This is a genomic window from Stappia sp. ABD4_338, from assembly GCF_056312175.1.
The window spans coordinates 1,904,219-1,920,653 of record NZ_CM149982.1; the positions used below are offsets into that span (position 1 = coordinate 1,904,219).

Genomic DNA, 16,435 nt, shown 5'->3' on the forward strand with positions numbered 1-16,435 from the left:
TCCCTAAAAACGCCTGCCGGTCGGTCACCAGTCAACGGCCACCGGTCACGAAAAAGCCCGGCCGGGGTTTCCCCCGCCGGGCGCAAATCTCGAGACTGTCAAACTATTGCGGGCAACCTGTACCAGGTGTCAACTCCAACGCGGATGCACGCCCTGTCGCCCGTCCAATACCGCGAGGCCGATCTTCTGCCTGGGCTGCGATTGCAATCCCTTGATGCCCTCTTCACAATAGTCAGAACCGATAAAGCACGTTGAGCCGTCCGGAGTGATCCTGGGCTGTAGCACCGATCTCGCCCTGGTAGCTGAGGGAGAGGCCAAGGGTCTCGTCCTTTTCCAGTGATAGGCTTGCTTCGAACAGCGCCGTATTCTCGTCAATTGGCGTACCGGAGACGGAGAAGGCATTCCCGCCACTGGCAAAGCGCATGGTCGATGTCGGCTCGATATCACCGAAGGCATGGCGCCAGCCGAGCGAACCGATCAGCGAGGCGGCAAATCCGTTCACCTGACCAATGCCCGCCTCGCCCCTGAGGCCCAGCGTGGTCACGCCCATGACGTCGTTGTTGCTGGCACTGGTCAGCGCCGCCGAGCCGCTGCTTTCCGTGAACCCGTCCGTGTGCTGGTTGACGACCGCAAGGCCCGCGAACGGCTCGAACACCCCTGAGGCAAGCTGGAAGGCATAGCCGATTTCGGCAAAGGCCTGAGCCGTGGTGGCGTTGTAATCCGCCTCGAGATGATCGGAGAAGCCGGTGAAGACCACGTCGCGACTGGTAGCCAGATCGTGCCAGGTGAAGCTGGCGCCAAGACGCAGGCCGATCGGCCCCATCTGCGTGCCTGCGTAAGCCCCCAGATGATAGCTGTCGGCGGAGCCGCTGGAGCCGTTGCCCGAAGAATGGAACTGGTTTCTGGAATAGCCGGCCATCAGGCCCGTGCGCCAGTCGGCGATGAGTTCCGCATCGAATCCGGTCAGGAACCCGCCGCCGTAGCTTTCGACCGAGGCCGTTGTCGCGGTCGCATCGACCTTGCCCCAGCCGCCGAAAGCCTCGCCCCACATCTGGGCGTTGACCTGCTCCAGCATGGGAACCTCGCCCTCGCCGTGGAAGCCCATGGAGACCTGCTCGCCTGACGAGCTGCCAACCCCGCCGGTTGCGGTGATGACCCGATGGGTCATGCTGCTGCGACTGGTGTTGGCGCTGGTCATGAGCGCGCTTTGGGTTGTCGAATGGCTCTCGCCGGAGAGCTGCTGGAAGCTTTGCTCTGTCTCTCCAACCCGCATCGACTGGACGGCATCATGCAAGGTCCCCGCGCCAGCCGCCTCGACCGCATTTGCTACCGATTTGCGATTTGGCGAGGAGGCCAGGTCGGCGAAGGACATCAGGGAATTGTCAGACTTGGTGGCGCGGTTCAGGGTAAATTGCACAAAATGCGTAGAAAAATTGTCGGTGTACGCGACAGAGGCATCGAGAAAGGCAAGGTTGTCCGTCACCGTCCCGAATTTGCCGTGACGACCACCCAGCGACAGGAGAACTGGATAGAGGGTTGAAGGCGTATAGGTTCCATCATCTGAGGCAACGATGGAGAGCGTGGCATCCTTGTCAATGTCCACTGTGCCCTCGGCAACCAGTACGCTCAAGGGGCCAGAGGCATTCACTTGAGCTTGATAGATCGAGCCGGATTCGAAGCGAACATCTCCGGCTTTCAGCTGTCCCGGAGCCAACGTACCGCCAGCTGCAACCTTGACACTGCCAACCGAGCCGGTGCCACCAAGCGCGCCGCCGGAACGTACGATGAAGTCGTTTTCATAAGTGCTGTTGGCTTCAAAAAGCACACCCTCATTGAGCCCAACTGCCGCCTTATAACTGGATGTTAGGTTGAAGGCGCCTGTCTTGAAGACTTCGGCTGAGCCTGTGAAATCGGTGTAATCACCCGTTAGCGTGGTGCCCCCGGAATAAAAGGCCAGCGTGCCGGCACCTGAGACATCAACATTGAAGTCGTAAGCGGAGTTCGTATGGTTAAAGACCACGCTTCCTGCACCGCTGCCGAAGGTTATTCCATGCACCTCCAAGAAGCCCGGTGCGGCAGCCGTCTCGCCAGCAGCAGCGCCGATGTTCAAAGTCCCGCTGGAGTCGGCCGCATCCGCAATTTGGATTAACCCGCTGCCCCCGTCGGCTGAGAGGTTTCCTCCGTCATGGACCGTCAGAACGCCCGTTCCGTGCCCTCCGACGGTGAGAGAGAAAATCCCGCCCGATCTCGTCGTCCATGTCGACCCTGATCCGGCGACATGAACAGTCCCGTTGGACCCGGAGGCGCTGCCGATGACGAGCTCACTGCCACTGGCGTTGGTCAGCGCCGCCCCATTGGATACCCGCAGCGTCCCGCCGTCGATGGTTAGATTCGTCGTCGAGGCTGAGGTACCGTCGCCGAAAAAGTCCAATGTGCCGGCAGAGACAGACAGGTCTTGAAGGCTCGTTCCCTTCGTCATGACGCCCGTTACGAACCAGGTGGACGCGCCGCTCTTGGAGTAGGCCTCGAAGCCGGAATATTGAGCGCCGATGCCGCTGAGGTCGAAGGTGGAATTGGCGGTTCCGCCGAATGTCAGCGTGTCCGAGCTGCCTCCGGCCACCACGTTGCCGGTGAAGACAGAGCCAGCCCGTAGCTCCAGTGAGTTGGCGCCGGAGGTAAATTCGATGGCATTGGCACGAGTTTTCCCATCTCCGGACAGGCCGCCGGAAATCGCTCCACTATTGACGATTGTCAAATCGCTGCCACTGACGCCGGCACCACCTCCGTCATTTGTGATAGAGATCGTTAAAGGAGACGTTGTATTCGGCGCGCCGCCATTACCGCCAGAAATCGTACCGCTGTTGACAATGGTGGTGTTCGAGCCAGAAATGCCGATGCCACCCTCACCACTTTGGCCAAGGCGAACACCTGTTAGCGCTCTGCCGGCGCCGCCGCCGTGACCGCCGGAAATTGTGCCGCTGTTGGTTATGGTCGAGCCCGCTGAATGAACCCCCGAGCCACCCCCGCCACCGTTGCTGATCCTGTAGTATCTGGGATCCGAGTTATCATAGGCGGTAAGTCCGCCTCTGGATCCATTTCCACCGGTAATTGTTCCAGTATTCATCAGGGTGATGTCAGTGCCAGAAACGCCAGCGCCCCCCGCACCACCATCACCCGCACCACCAACAGCAAGCGTCTTTGTGCCATCCGTTGCTGTGCCACCCCCACCAACACTGCCGCCGCCTCCTCCGGAAATCATGCCACGGTTGGTCAAGGTGAAATGACCGCCAGTTGCACCGGCACCACCTGTGCCGCCAGTGCCGCCATTGCCCTGGCTAGTGCCACCGGTTGTATCTTGGCCGCCTGATCCCCCTTTCCCGCCAGCTCCCCCTACGAGAGTTCCCTTGTTTGTGAAGCTGGAATAGTTGGCGTCCAATGCTGCACCACCATCACCACCATCACCACCATCACCAGCACCGGAAGTGGATGTAGGATCAAGGAAATCGAATCCATGTCCGCCTTGTCCGCCCAGTCCACCGGTCAGGTCAGCTGTGCTGGTGACAGTAGAGCCGTGGACGGACAAGGGGATGTCGCCGTCTTGCCCAATGCCGGCGACAACCCAAGAGGGACCTCCATCGGGACCGGGAGATGCTGCCCCCATCGCGCCCTGCGCCCCGACTGTGTGACCAGACAAGCCCGTGGTAACAGCCTGCGACAGGGAGGCTCCAGAAAGCTCCAGCGAAGAGGCCTTGTTGACGTTGAGCGAAGCGCCTGTGATCTCGACGGCTTGCTCCGCCGCGATTGTCACGTCGGCTTGAAGACTTGGCAGGGAGCCCCCGGTAACGGTGATGCTGGAGATGCCCGGCGCAATTTGGATGAAGTCGCCATCCGCAGCCGCGTTCTGAATGGCCCAGCTCAAACTGCCGCTGGTCTGGCCAGATCCATCGTCCGTGTCTTGTGTCACCGTGTAGACTGCGGCAGACGCGCAATCGCAGCTGAGCGTCAAGACAGCCACCGCGCAGAGTGCCGTGGAGGCGAGAAGCCGGGAGGACGAAACCGCCACACGGCGCGCCCCTCTTGAGACCCTGGGAACCGAAAACAAACGACCTGTTGAACCGTAACTGGCGAAATTCCGAGACTTCTGCATCTGCTACCCCGACCCTGCGATCAAATCACTGGCTTGGCACAAGTGTTCCCTGGTGACGTTGGACGGCAAAATCAGAGGCTGGCAGGACAAACGCATTCCTGTTGCTTTTGTCTATCTGTCTCGGCGCTCCTCATCTCACCCAAGTTTCCGGTTTGGTCCCAACGCATCTTTTCTGCGCTCCCCTTATGGGAAACACTTTGGAAATGCGCAAAAAATTATGATCTACGTTACGCCAAAACATTGTTAGAAAAGCCTTAATGCTTCTGTATGTTGCTAGATTAATCACGCCCTTTGGCACAAACGCAACTCTCTGTCCCCGGTCAGCGCGATAAAATAGAATGAGCTGAGTGCATGCTTCAGTTCTTTTGGATCATCTTCACAGATCAAGAATTAGGACTAAGACAGAAGAGTGAGCCTCACGGGGACGCGGCAGACCGACTTTACCGACTTCAAGATTATCGGATAGGGATGGATGTACCTGTCGACGGGACTTGACGATTACTCTCGCCACATCATCGCGTGGCGGCTGTGTTCGACCATGTGTGCGGAGCGCCGTTTCACCCGCAGACGCAGGGCAAGATCGACTTGGGAGCCACGATTCATCTCGAGCAGCACCTGCTTCCCCCCGATCCTTGCAACCCGCCCCCCCCGCAATCAACCGTTGCAGGACTGGGATTGGCTCGTAAGATCGACTTTCAGGAGCAATTGCCGAGAGCGTTGAGAGCATGCCGGATCAGGACACCGAGCTTTCCGGCGCGGAGATCGTCAATGATCTCATGCGCCTGGGCATTGCCGACCTTTTCAAGGACGAAGAGTTCCGCGCCGTTTGTATCGCGGAGCTCAAGGAGACCATCGGCACGGGTGTTCCCGGGTGCGGAGTGATGGCGGCCGCCTCCTATCGCCTGATCCATCTGGTAACAGGAAGTGCGGCGGGCCTTCTGACAGATGCGGCCCGCAACCGGGCACTCTCCTTCCTCGAAAAAGCGCCGCTGATCCGTCGCTTCTATGCAAGGCTGGTCATGCTGGCCGACAAATGCCGGGATCGGGCGCACTTGAAGGCAGAGCTCGTTGAGGCCCTGGGCAGGGTGCGCCCGGATCGCGCCCCACCCTCACCGACCGAAAGCGTGCAAGATCTCCACGCCGTTCTGACCAGGGCCCAGCTTGAGGACCTGCAGGGCACAGCGTCCGACATACTCTCGGCACTCCGGGAAAGCCACGAAGGGCTCACAGCGCTCATCCGTGACCAATATGCGCCGGTGCTCGATGACAAGAGCGCCACGGGCAGTGCAGCTCGTTCCCAGATCGACCAGGGCGCGCGCATGCCCACGCTGAACTACACCGCCAAGTTTGACGGGTTCGAAGGCCGCGAGCAGGCGCTCAATCAGCTCTGGGCGTTTGCGCTACAGACCGGCCGCAGGCCTCAGGACAATCAGAACAGGCCTCAGGACACTCAGAATCAGTTCGGCTGGCTACCGATGATCGCGGATGGAGGCGAAGGCAAGAGCCGGCTGGCGTTGGAGTTCATGAAGGAGATGAGCAATTGCGACTGGCGCGCGGGCTTTCTTCCCTTCTCGGAGCTGCAGCACTTCACGCAGACCAACGTTCGCCGCTGGCGTCCCGCGGAACCAACCCTGTTCATCATCGACTATCCGGCCGAGGCGCCGTCTGAGGTCGCGGCACTTGTTCTCGGCCTGGCACAGGCGGGCCACGAATCCGACTTCGATTACCCGGTCCGGCTGCTTCTGCTGGAACGACGTGCCGCCGGCAAGTGGTTCGACGGTCTGATGCCGAAAGGCAGCGATGGCCCACTTGTGGCGGGCAGCCGCTGGCAGGAGGCCTTCCATCTGCCGCCCCTTGGCCGGGAGCATCTGGTGAGCCTGATGAGCAAGCGGTTCGGGCCGGACTCCGCTCCGCCTCCCGAGGACTTGTGGCAGGCGCTCGTGACCGTCGACAACCGCAAGCAGGAAGGGATTGCCGCCCCCCGCGCCCTGTTCGCGGTTGCCACCGCCCTGTGGCTGTCGGAGCATCAGGGCCAGCCGCTCTCCCGCGAGGAGGTGCTCGCCGACCTTCTGAACCGTGAACGGGGACGGGTCTGGTTCTCGGATCTTTCCGCTGATGAAGCCGCCAACCAGCTGCGCCATGCCCATGAGAACCTGCTGGCCGTCTCCACCATGGCCCTCTCCCCGGCACGTGAAAGCTTTGAAGCGCTTCTGGAGGCAGGCACCCCTTCGGCAAACAACCTCCCGCGCTTTGGTCTGGGCGCAACGCCGCCGCTGTTCGAGGCGGACCGCTTCATGCGCATGTCCGGCTCAAACCCAGACAATGAGTTGGGCGCGCTGCAGCCGGATCTCTTGGGGGAGTATTTCGCACTGTCCGTGCTCAAGGCGCGCAGACTGACCGAGCGCGAAAACCTGATCGAATGGGCACTACAGCTGGTTCCGGATGACGATGGCGGGCCAACCAATTCGGGAGCCGGCAATGATGGCGGTTCGGATGAGGAACCATCACGACAAGACCCGGTATCGCACAAGAGCGGAATGGTACAGTTTATCACCCGCACCTTTCGGGACTTCCCGGAAGATTTCGACAGCCTGGGCGGCCTGCTGGTGAAAGGGTCCACCGCGTCCGAACTCGCAAGAGCTTTGGCTCTGTTCGAGATAAGCTCGAACGAAGGTCGTGGCGTCGAGGCCGAGCATGTGGAGCGCCTCCGCAAACAGGTCTACGAGCTTTGGGACGCCTTGCCGCCTGACGCGCCGGAGTTGGCGTTTCCGGTCGCCGCCGCTCTTTTCAACGTCGGCGTGACGCTAGGCGAGCTGCAGCGAAACGACGAGGAGATCGCTACCTATGACGATCTCATCACCCGCTTCGCCGACACCGACGTGCCGGCCGTCCAGGAGCAGATTGCCAAGGCCCTGGTCAACAAGGGCGTGACGCTCGGCCAGCTGCAGCGACACGATGAGGCAATGGCCACCTATGACGATCTCGTCACCCGCTTCGCCGACACCGACGTGCCGACCGCCCAGGAGCAGATTGCCAAGACCATCGTCAACAAGGGTGTGACCCTTGGCCAACTGCAGCGACACAACGAGGCAATCGCCACCTATGACGATCTCGTCACCCGTTTCGTCGACACCGACGTGCCGGCCGTCCAGGAGCAGATCGCCAAGGCCCTGTTCAACAAGAGCGTGACGCTCGGCCAGCTGCAGCGCAGCGATGAGGAGATCGCCACCTATGACGATCTCGTCACCCGCTTCGCCGACACCGACGTGCCGGCCGTCCAGGAGCAGATTGCCATGGCCCTGGTCAACAAGGGCGGGGCCCTTGGCCAACTGCAGCGAAGCGATGAGGCAATGGCCACCTATGACGAGCTCGTCACCCGCTTCGCCGACACCGACGTGCCGGGCGTGCAGGAAGCGGTCGCCAGGGCGCGGGTCAATAAGGGTTTGACGCTTGGCCAGCTGCAGCGCAGCGAAGAGGCAATCGCCGCCTTTGACGAACTCGTCACCCGCTTCGCCGACACCGACGTGCCGGGCGTCCAGGAGCAGATTGCCAAGGCCATCGTCAACAAGGGCGTGACCCTTGGCCAGCTGCAGCGACGCGACGAGGCAATCGCCACCTATGACGATCTCGTTATCCGTTTCGCCGACGCCGACGTGCCGGGCGTCAAGGAGCACATTGCCATGGCCCTCGTCAACAAGGGCGTGACGCTCGGCCAGCTGCAGCGCAGCGAAGAGGCAATCGCCACCTATGACGATCTCGTCACCCGCTTCGCCGACACCGACGTGCCGGCCGTCCAGGAGCAGATTGCCATGGCCCTCGTCAACAAGGGCGTGACGCTCGGCCAGCTGCAGCGCAGCGAAGAGGCAATCGCCACCTATGACGATCTCGTTATCCGTTTCGCCGACACCGACGTGCCGGGCGTCCAGGAGCAAATCGCCATGGCCCTGTTCAACAAGGGCATGAGGCTCGGCCAGCTGCAGCGACGCGACGAGGAGATCGCCGCCTTTGACGAACTCGTCACCCGCTTCGCCGACACCGACGTGCCGGGCGTCCAGGAGCAGATCGCCAAGACCCTGGTCTACAAGGGCGTGAGGCTCGGCCAGCTGCAGCGACACGACGAGGCAATCGCCACCTATGACGAGCTCGTCACCCGCTTTGCGGGCTCCGACGTGCCGGCCATCCAGGAGCAGATCGCCAAGACCCTGGTCTACAAGGGCGTGAGGCTCGGCCAGCTGCAGCGACACGACGAGGCAATCGCCACCTATGACGAGCTCGTTACCCGCTTTGCGGGCTCCGACGTGCCGACCGTCCAGGAGCAGATCGCCAGGGCCTTGGTCAACAAGGGCGTGAGGCTCGGCCAGCTGCAGCGACACGACGAGGCAATGGCCACCTATGACGAGCTCGTTACCCGCTTCGCCGACACCGACGTGCCGACCGTCCAGGAGCAGATCGCCAGGGCCTTGGTCAACAAGGGCGTGAGGCTCGGCCAGCTGCAGCGACACGACGAGGCAATGGCCACCTATGACGAGCTCGTTACCCGCTTCGCCGACACCGACGTGCCGACCGTCCAGGAGCAGATCGCCAGGGCCTTGGTCAACAAGGGCGTGAGGCTCGGCCAGCTGCAGCGACACGACGAGGCAATGGCCACCTATGACGAGCTCGTTACCCGCTTCGCCGACACCGACGTGCCGACCGTCCAGGAGCAGATTGCCAAGGCCCTGCTCTACAAGGGCGTGGCCCTTGGCCAGCTGCAGCGAAGCGACGAGGCGGTGGCTGCTTACAACTATATGCTCACCCGCTTTGCAGAGGCCGCCACGCGGCCGATGCAGATCCTTGTCGCTCTCGCACGTTTTGGACTGGTAACAACCAGTGACATGCTCGAACGCTATAGCGAAGCGCAAGCCCTCCTGAGGGCATTCCTGGCGGACTATGGCGATGGATCATGGCCCGAACTCGAACGACAACTTGAAACAGCGCGGCACCTGCTGACAGAGTTGGACAAGGAACTCAATGGCCGAGATCCAGATACGGCCTGATCTTGGGATCTCACCAGCTCTTTGGTTTCGGAGAGCGCCTTCACGTCGTTGGCCGCCCACGATATCGCTCGACAACGGCTTGGCGAACCCTGCTCAAGTTGGATCAAACCCCCAGTGCTGACGGGGACCACGAATGACCGAAAAGGGGTCGATAGCGGAATTGCAGGTTTCCGAATGGCCAGGCGGCAAAGCGGGCGTCGACCTACATTGCGTGCGGCGACACTCTCGGCCCAAAGCTGCCTCTCACGGAGTGTCGCTTCGCCGCCGTGCGGCTTCCCCAGAGCTGACATTCAAGGCATCGTGCAGCATTGCCGCGACTAGCAGGATCGCCCTGCCGACGCCGCACGATGGGACCGGCCCTGAGCAGGTCTTGAGTTTTATCCTCATATGCTGCGATTGCAGCCTGCATTGCCGACCTTCGCTGGGGGGGGGGGGGGCGATGTCAGGTACGCACGAATTGCCAGCGTGGGAAAATGGAAGACTGGACTCGATGCGCCAAACACCAACGCAGATTGCTTGGGGATCACGATAATGATACTCGAAAACCTCAAGCTTTTGTTCGTTTCGTGGAATTTAGGTCATCTAAAATGACATTTTTGAATTCAATCGCCGTGAAGACCAGCCTTGCGAAGATCGCGTTTCTTGTGTGCTGTCTGTGCCTGCCTTTAAAACCCGCTTTAGCTTGTACGCTTCTCAACGAGAGATTGGGCATTTCGATATGTATCACTGGCACGCCATGGGAGTTGCGTAAAGAGGAGGGGGATATGCACCTCTTCTACAACACCCCGGAAGACTTTGCAGCTCGTGTCACATTCTATGACGGGGGAACAAGTGACGGCTTGGACAGCGCGCACACCGCACGTATCATGTCCAATCTAGACAGAGAGGAATCCGACGGCTTCGCTCTTTTAATGATGGGAAAGGTCACATCGGGAAATGTCGTATACGCAACGCGCGTTTCTCGGGATGACATATCCTTTATCCATGTGAATACGGTCTCAGTGGGCCCAACGAAAACCATGCGTATATCCACTTGGCGCAGAGGTGATGCGATGACCGATAGAGATCGCGAGATGCATATATCTTTTGGAAAGCTCTTAAAGTCCGCGCCGTGAAGCAACGGATCGTCAATTGGCCTGAACCAGGCGCAACACAGCAAGAAGTATTTTTTCAATGATTTTTTTTACAGGCTTGGACGCAAATGATCATGATGGGCATTTCAATGCGCTGCGCCGCATGGTTGAGGCGAGATACAGGATTACGATCCCCGAAAACAACAAGCGTGAAGAGTTTTGGAATGAGGCCGAAACCATTTTTAAAGCGCCACTTGGGCAAGAGGTGAAAGCGTTTTTGGGTTTCATCGCAGATGTCGCGGCCAGCGACGTTTTCGAAATACTGGCCGGTGATAAAGGGAAAATAAAGTCAACGGAGCCCTGCCAGTATCGCTTGGCGTTAAGGAATTTGCACGACCTCGACCGATCGTCTGCAGGCCTGTCCTTTATGGAAACACGAAGTTCTCGATCCTATTTTTCGATTCTGGCGTCAGATCAAGCACATTCACCTTGCCCAACGAATAACTATTCGCTTGAGAAGTACAAGGGGAAGCCCGAGCTCGTGGGTGATTCATTCGGTGACGTTAGCCTCATTTCCTTCGCCTTGCGTTTCTTCGGCAAAAATATAACGAAAGATGGGCGTGGCCTGTGGTCCGGCTCCTCTGATCCAGAGGCATTTTTGGCCGAAGCGCGCCGGTGTTTTGGTGATCCGGCGGAATTGGGCGGAGACGTCTATTTTTTCGAAGCTGAAAATGCCGAGATATTGCTCAGGCCGATTGCCGATATGGAGGTTAGTCTTGAAATCTTCGACATGAGTAAGCCGTCACCCGTTTCAGACGCGCTTTTAAGGCTGCTGGATGGCGGGATAGAGACGTTCAGAGTTTGACCGCCCCGGGGCCGGAACCGCCACTCATGCCAAGCGCAGAGAAGGTCAGCTCTCCGCCCATAGCTACTTGTTCGATCCCTAAATTGAGAGGGCTATAGCGTAGGTGTAGTTCTCGGCTTCGCCGGATGAGATAGCAAACCGCCAATTCTACGTGTAGCGCGCAAAAACAAATGGCATTTCGCGCAAGATCAAGTGGCAACAAGAATCAGGCTCCCCTCTTCCCCGCTGGCCCCAGGGTGATTGGCACTGATGGGCGGAAAAGAGGCCTTGGTGGCTGCGTACTCGGGACTTCTCCCGAAAAATTACTATCGGGCTTCGCGAAATGACGACGTCCGGTTTCCCTGGCGGAGCATCGCTATCCTAACTCGCTTGGTGGCCTGACAAGCGAGTGAACCGTGTAGACGAGAACTGCTGCGCCTATCGCCCCTCCGGCGGCGATGGCGAGGAGGACAATCAGGTCAATCGGGCCGCCAAGGTCGGCAAGGCTTGAATTGGTCACCGTGAGCACGAACCATACGGCGGCGATGGCGCCCAGAGGCATCGAGAGCTGCGCCAACAGGAATTTGTGCCAACTGACCGCCCGATCGCGGATCAGCACGTAGACGTAGGCGATGGTCACGAGGGCCGCTACGGCCACCATGGCCCAGAACAGGCCACGGCCGAAGATCTCCTCGAAGACGGCGATCAGTGTTCCGAATGTCAGATCGTTCATGTCCGGCTCTCCTCAGGCCCGGCCGCGCAGCATGGCGTTGTAGGTGGCTTTCAGGGCAACTGCCTTCATCAGCCAGCTGATCCAAAGCTCTTCCAGTGGGGCGATGATCCCGGGGAAGGACGGCACAAGGTCGTTGTTGTAATCGAACTCCACCAGCATCGCGCGACCGACCCGGGTGATCATCGGGCACGAGGTGTAGCCATTGTAGGTGGCGGTGGGGTCGGTCCCTTCGATGGCGGAAACAAGCCCATCCTCCACCACGGGCACCTGCCATTTCACCGAGGCCGCCGTCTTGCCTTTCGGCACCCCGGCCACATCGCCCAGAGCCCAGATCTCGGGGTAGCGCAGGTGGCGCAGGCTGGCCATGTCGCATTCCACCCAGCCCTGATCCGTCCACTTGTCGGCCCAGCTCAGACCGGATTGCCGGATCACCTCGGGAGCGCGCTGGGGCGGGATCACGTGGATATAGTCGTAGTCGATCTCCGAGGGGCCATCCGGGGTGTCGAACGTGGCACGCCGCGCCTCGGCGTCGATGGCCTTCAAGGTATGCTGGTAGTGACTGTCGATGCCGCGATCCTCGAACAGCATCCGCACCTTTTCCGAAACGATCGGCACCCCGAACAGGGACGTCTGCGGCGCGGCGTAGTGCATGTCGATTTTGCCGCCATTGCCCGAGCGCTTGGCGATGTCGTCGATCAGGAAGGTGTGCTTGAGCGGAGCACCGGCGCATTTCATCTCGGTCTCGGGGCGGGTGAACAGGCCAACACCCCCCTCCTCGGTAAGCTTCGAGGCCGCCTGCCATGTCCTGGCCGCGTAGTCAGGCCCGGCGTAAAGCGCGCCGATGCCGTTCTGGCCGACCATGTCGAGCGAGAACCCTTCGATGGCGTCGTGATCCAGGATCAGCCCCGGCGCGACGACGAGGAAATCATAGTCCAGCACCTGGCCGCCGTCGGTCGCGACCGTCTTTGCCAGCGGATCGATGGCAACAGCCTTCTCAGGCACAAGCGTAGCCTCATCGGGTAGCCAGTCGGTGGTCTTGCTGGTGACGTAGTCGGCGGGCTTCAAACCCGTGGCGACCAGGCTGAGGCCGGGTTGGTACAGATGCTGCGCACGCGGATCGATCAGGGTGATCCGCGCTCCGTCCAGGCGACGAACCAGCCGATTGGCCAGTGCCGTACCGCCTGCGCCGGCGCCTATGATGACGATGCGCGCCCTGGTCTGGGTCCGGGCTTGCGACTCATGCGGGATGGTCAGCGCCGTCGCGGCGGCACCACCCGCGGCGAGGCCGAAGAACTGCCGCCGTGTGGACTGAAATCTGATCATGGGCTGCCTCCCTCGCAACAAACGCATTCAACAACATACATATGCAAATACTGGAATATGTATCAAGCTTCGAAAGCCCCTTGCGCGGTTGGGCCGCGCGAGGGGCTGAGTGAGGATCAGTAGGACGTGAAAACGGCTTCGATCCACGGTGTCGAAGCCCCGGCCGGGCGGAAGGCCCGCCCGACCGAATGTCGATAGTCGGGCCTTCAGCGGGTGTGCTCTCCCACGGGGCAGTCGCCCTCTTCGGCAAGGCAGGCATCGGTGCGCAGCTCAAGCCACATGGCGTTCAGGACCGCAAAGGCGGCAGCAAGCGGGAGACCGAGAAGCCAGGTAAAATACCACATGATTTCAGTCCCTTCAGTAATGTGTGTCAGCGTTTTCGGTGACGTCTGCCTCTGTGACCTTGCCCCATAGCACCTTGTAGACCCACGAGGTGTAGGCAAGGATCAGCGGCATGAAGATCAGCGTGCAGACCAGCATGATGAACAGGGTCTGGTGCGAACTGGAGGCGTCCCAGACCGTCAACGAGCTGTCCGGGTTCACGGTCGATGGCAAGATGAACGGGAACATCGTCAGCCCGACCGATGCGATGATGCCGGTGATCGCCATTTTCGACCACAGCAGGGTGGAAACCTCGCGCCCCGCCCGCAGGCTCATCACCGCCAGCGCGATGCCAAGGAAGCCCATGAGGGGTGCGACGACGATCCATGGCCGTGCGGCGTAGGCCGCAAGCCACGAGCCTTCGCGGCTCACCTCCGAATACAGCGGGTTGGACGGGGCGCCGGGCACCACCTCGTTCACCAGCGCAAAGCCGTCGATCCCCACCGCAAGCCACAGCCCCGCCAGCGCGTAGCCGCCGGCGGCGACCAGGCCGGCCACCGTGCCGATGCGGCGGGCGCGCTCGGCGATCACGCCTTCGGTCTTCAGCGCCAGCCAGGCCGCGCCATGCATCAGAAGCATCGAGAACGACACAACGCCGGCAAGGATCGCGAACGGCCGCAGCAGGCCAAGGAACTTGCCGTAGAAGCTGCCGTCATACATCGGCATCAGGTCTTCGGTCAGGTGGAACGGCACGCCGAGCAGGACGTTGCCCACCGCCACGCCGAAGAGCAGCGCAGGCACGGCGCCGCCCGCGAACAAAGCCCAGTCCCAGCGCGAGCGCCATTTGGCGCCATCGCGCTTGGAGCGATACTTGAAGGCCACCGGGCGCACGATAAGGGCCGCAAGGACCACGAACATCGCAAGGTAAAAGCCGCTGAAGGACACCGCATAGAGCGGCGGCCATGCGGCAAAGATCGCACCGCCACCGAGGATGAACCAGACCTGGTTGCCTTCCCAGACCGGGCCGACGGTGTTGATGACGACGCGGCGCTCCACGTCGGTCTTGGCGACGAAGGGCAGCAGCGCGCCCACGCCCATGTCGAACCCGTCCGTCAGGGCGAACCCAATCAACAGCACGCCCAGAAGCGCCCACCAGATCACGCGCAGCGTGTCGTAGTCGATCATTTCATAGAGGATCATGTCCGCTACTCCGCCGGAGTCGAAAGAGGTGTTGCAGAGGCCGTGGACTCACCGGGGACATGGCGCAGCCGCGCCGCGTGCCGGGCCTGCCAGGCGTTGGTCTCGTCGACGTCCTGCAGCGGGCCCTTGCGGATGTACTTCACCATGAGGCTCACCTCGATCACGAAGAGCACCGTGTAGAAGAGGACGAAGCCCGCCAGCGTGATCAAGAGGTCCGCAATCGACAGGTGCGAGACCGACATCGCCGTCGGCAGCACGCCGTCCACCGTCCAGGGCTGGCGACCGAATTCGGCGACGAACCAACCAAGTTCGGCTGCGATCCATGGCGTCGGGATGATCGCCACGGCGGCATAGAGCGACCAGCGCGGGAACTGCATGTTCTTGAAGGACGCGCGGTAGAAGAAATACGCCATCACCGCGATGAAACTGAAGCCAAGTGCCACCATGAAGCGGAAGGCCCAGAAGAGCGGGAAGACGCCGGGGACGGTGTCTTCGGCGGCCTGGGTGATCTGTGCCTCGGTCGCATCGCGCGGATCCTCGACGTAGCGTTTCAACAGGAAGGCAAAACCCAGGTTGTCGGAGTTTTGCTCAAAGACAGTACGTGCCGCCTCCGGAACGTCGTCGCGGTTCTCGCGGATCGTCATCAGCGCGTCATAGGCGGTGATGCCATGGCGGATGCGCTCTTCGGCCTCGATCACCAGATCGTTGATGCCGGGGATTTTCTCGGTCAGGGAGCGCGTACCGATCAGACCCATGGCCCATGGGATATGAACCGCGTAATGGGTCTCGCGCGCCTCCTGGTCGGGGATGCCGACGAGGGTGAAAGGTGCGGGCGCGGGCTCGGTCTCCCACATTGCCTCGATTGCGGCGAGCTTCATCTTCTGCGTGTGGCTGGCGGAATAGCCGGACTCGTCGCCCAGCACGACCACCGACAGCGCCGCCGCAAGGCCGAACGACGAGGCCACCGCGATGGAGCGCCGCGCCAGGTCCTTGTGCCGATTCTGGATCAGGTACAGCGCCGACACGCCCAGGACGAAGACCGCCGCCGTGACATAGCCGGCCGACACCGTATGCACGAACTTGGCTTGCGCCACCTCGTTGAACACCACGTCGAAGAACGACGTCATCTCCATCCGCATCGTGTCGGGGTTGAATTCCGCGCCCACCGGGTTCTGCATCCACCCGTTGGCGATCAGGATCCACAGCGCCGAGAAGTTCGAGCCGATGGCCACCAGCCACGCGACAACAAGGTGCTGCACCTTCGACAGTTTGTCCCAGCCGAAGAAGAACAGCCCCACGAAGGTCGCCTCGAGGAAGAAGGCCATCAGCCCTTCGATCGCGAGAGGCGCGCCGAAGATATCGCCGACATAGTGGGAGTAATACGACCAGTTCATGCCGAACTGGAATTCCATGGTGATGCCGGTGGCGACCCCAAGGACGAAGTTGATGCCGAACAGCATTCCCCAGAATTTCGTCATCTGTCGCCAGATGGGGCGGTTCGTCATGACATAGACGGTCTCCATGATCGCGACGAGGATCGACAGACCCAATGTCAGCGGCACGAAGAGAAAGTGATACATGGCCGTCATCGCAAACTGCAGGCGCGACAGCTCGACCAGCCCGATCTCCATGAGCATGATCCTTTCGGTTGACAATCCGCAGCAGGGGCGCGGACTTACAACCGTTATATTCCGCATCCCCGATGCGAATATGATCTGGATCAAACCTACATTCGAAATATGGAATTTATTGAGCGCC

The 16,435-nt window shown here is 60.8% G+C and carries 9 protein-coding genes and 1 pseudogene; 4 read left to right on the forward strand and 6 right to left on the reverse strand.

Annotation, left to right across the window (positions count from 1 at the left end; all coding sequences use genetic code 11):
- Positions 1–232: 232 nt before the first annotated feature.
- Positions 233–4,006, reverse strand: coding sequence for an autotransporter domain-containing protein (locus tag ACYX4S_RS08810; protein ID WP_476362622.1), 3,774 nt, complete (start codon positions 4,004–4,006; stop codon positions 233–235).
- Positions 4,007–4,577: 571 nt separating this feature from the next.
- Here ACYX4S_RS08810 and ACYX4S_RS08815 point away from each other — a divergent pair.
- The 4 genes and pseudogenes from ACYX4S_RS08815 to ACYX4S_RS08830 all read left to right on the forward strand — a co-directional run.
- Positions 4,578–4,694 (forward strand): annotated as a pseudogene (locus ACYX4S_RS08815) (DDE-type integrase/transposase/recombinase); the annotation flags it as partial.
- Positions 4,695–4,872: 178 nt separating this feature from the next.
- A complete protein-coding gene (locus ACYX4S_RS08820; protein ID WP_476362623.1) occupies positions 4,873–9,183 on the forward strand; it encodes a tetratricopeptide repeat protein in 4,311 nt (1,436 codons plus the stop codon).
- A 587-nt stretch (positions 9,184–9,770) separates the two neighbouring features.
- Entirely contained in the window at positions 9,771–10,298 is a 528-nt protein-coding gene (locus tag ACYX4S_RS08825) for a hypothetical protein (protein WP_476362624.1), read from the forward strand.
- 58 nt (positions 10,299–10,356) lie between these two features.
- Positions 10,357–11,121 (forward strand): hypothetical protein, encoded by a 765-nt coding sequence (locus ACYX4S_RS08830; protein WP_476362625.1) that lies wholly within the window; start codon positions 10,357–10,359, stop codon positions 11,119–11,121.
- Positions 11,122–11,476: 355 nt separating this feature from the next.
- On the opposite strand, the gene ACYX4S_RS08835 is transcribed toward ACYX4S_RS08830, so the two are convergent.
- The 5 genes from ACYX4S_RS08835 to ACYX4S_RS08855 all read right to left on the reverse strand — a co-directional run bounded on the left by ACYX4S_RS08835 (position 11,477) and on the right by ACYX4S_RS08855 (position 16,308).
- Complete coding sequence (locus ACYX4S_RS08835) at positions 11,477–11,833, reverse strand: DUF5368 domain-containing protein (protein WP_476362626.1); 357 nt, start codon at positions 11,831–11,833, stop codon at positions 11,477–11,479.
- 12 nt (positions 11,834–11,845) lie between these two features.
- Positions 11,846–13,156 (reverse strand): NAD(P)/FAD-dependent oxidoreductase, encoded by a 1,311-nt coding sequence (locus ACYX4S_RS08840; protein ID WP_476362627.1) that lies wholly within the window; start codon positions 13,154–13,156, stop codon positions 11,846–11,848.
- A gap of 206 nt (positions 13,157–13,362) precedes the next feature.
- Positions 13,363–13,500: a cytochrome bd-I oxidase subunit CydX gene (gene cydX / locus ACYX4S_RS08845; protein ID WP_293722467.1), complete on the reverse strand. Its 138-nt coding sequence runs from the start codon at positions 13,498–13,500 to the stop codon at positions 13,363–13,365.
- 13 nt (positions 13,501–13,513) lie between these two features.
- Positions 13,514–14,677: a cytochrome d ubiquinol oxidase subunit II gene (gene cydB, locus ACYX4S_RS08850; RefSeq protein WP_476362628.1), complete on the reverse strand. Its 1,164-nt coding sequence runs from the start codon at positions 14,675–14,677 to the stop codon at positions 13,514–13,516.
- 5 nt (positions 14,678–14,682) lie between these two features.
- Positions 14,683–16,308 (reverse strand): cytochrome ubiquinol oxidase subunit I, encoded by a 1,626-nt coding sequence (locus ACYX4S_RS08855; protein WP_476362844.1) that lies wholly within the window; start codon positions 16,306–16,308, stop codon positions 14,683–14,685.
- Positions 16,309–16,435 lie beyond the last annotated feature (127 nt).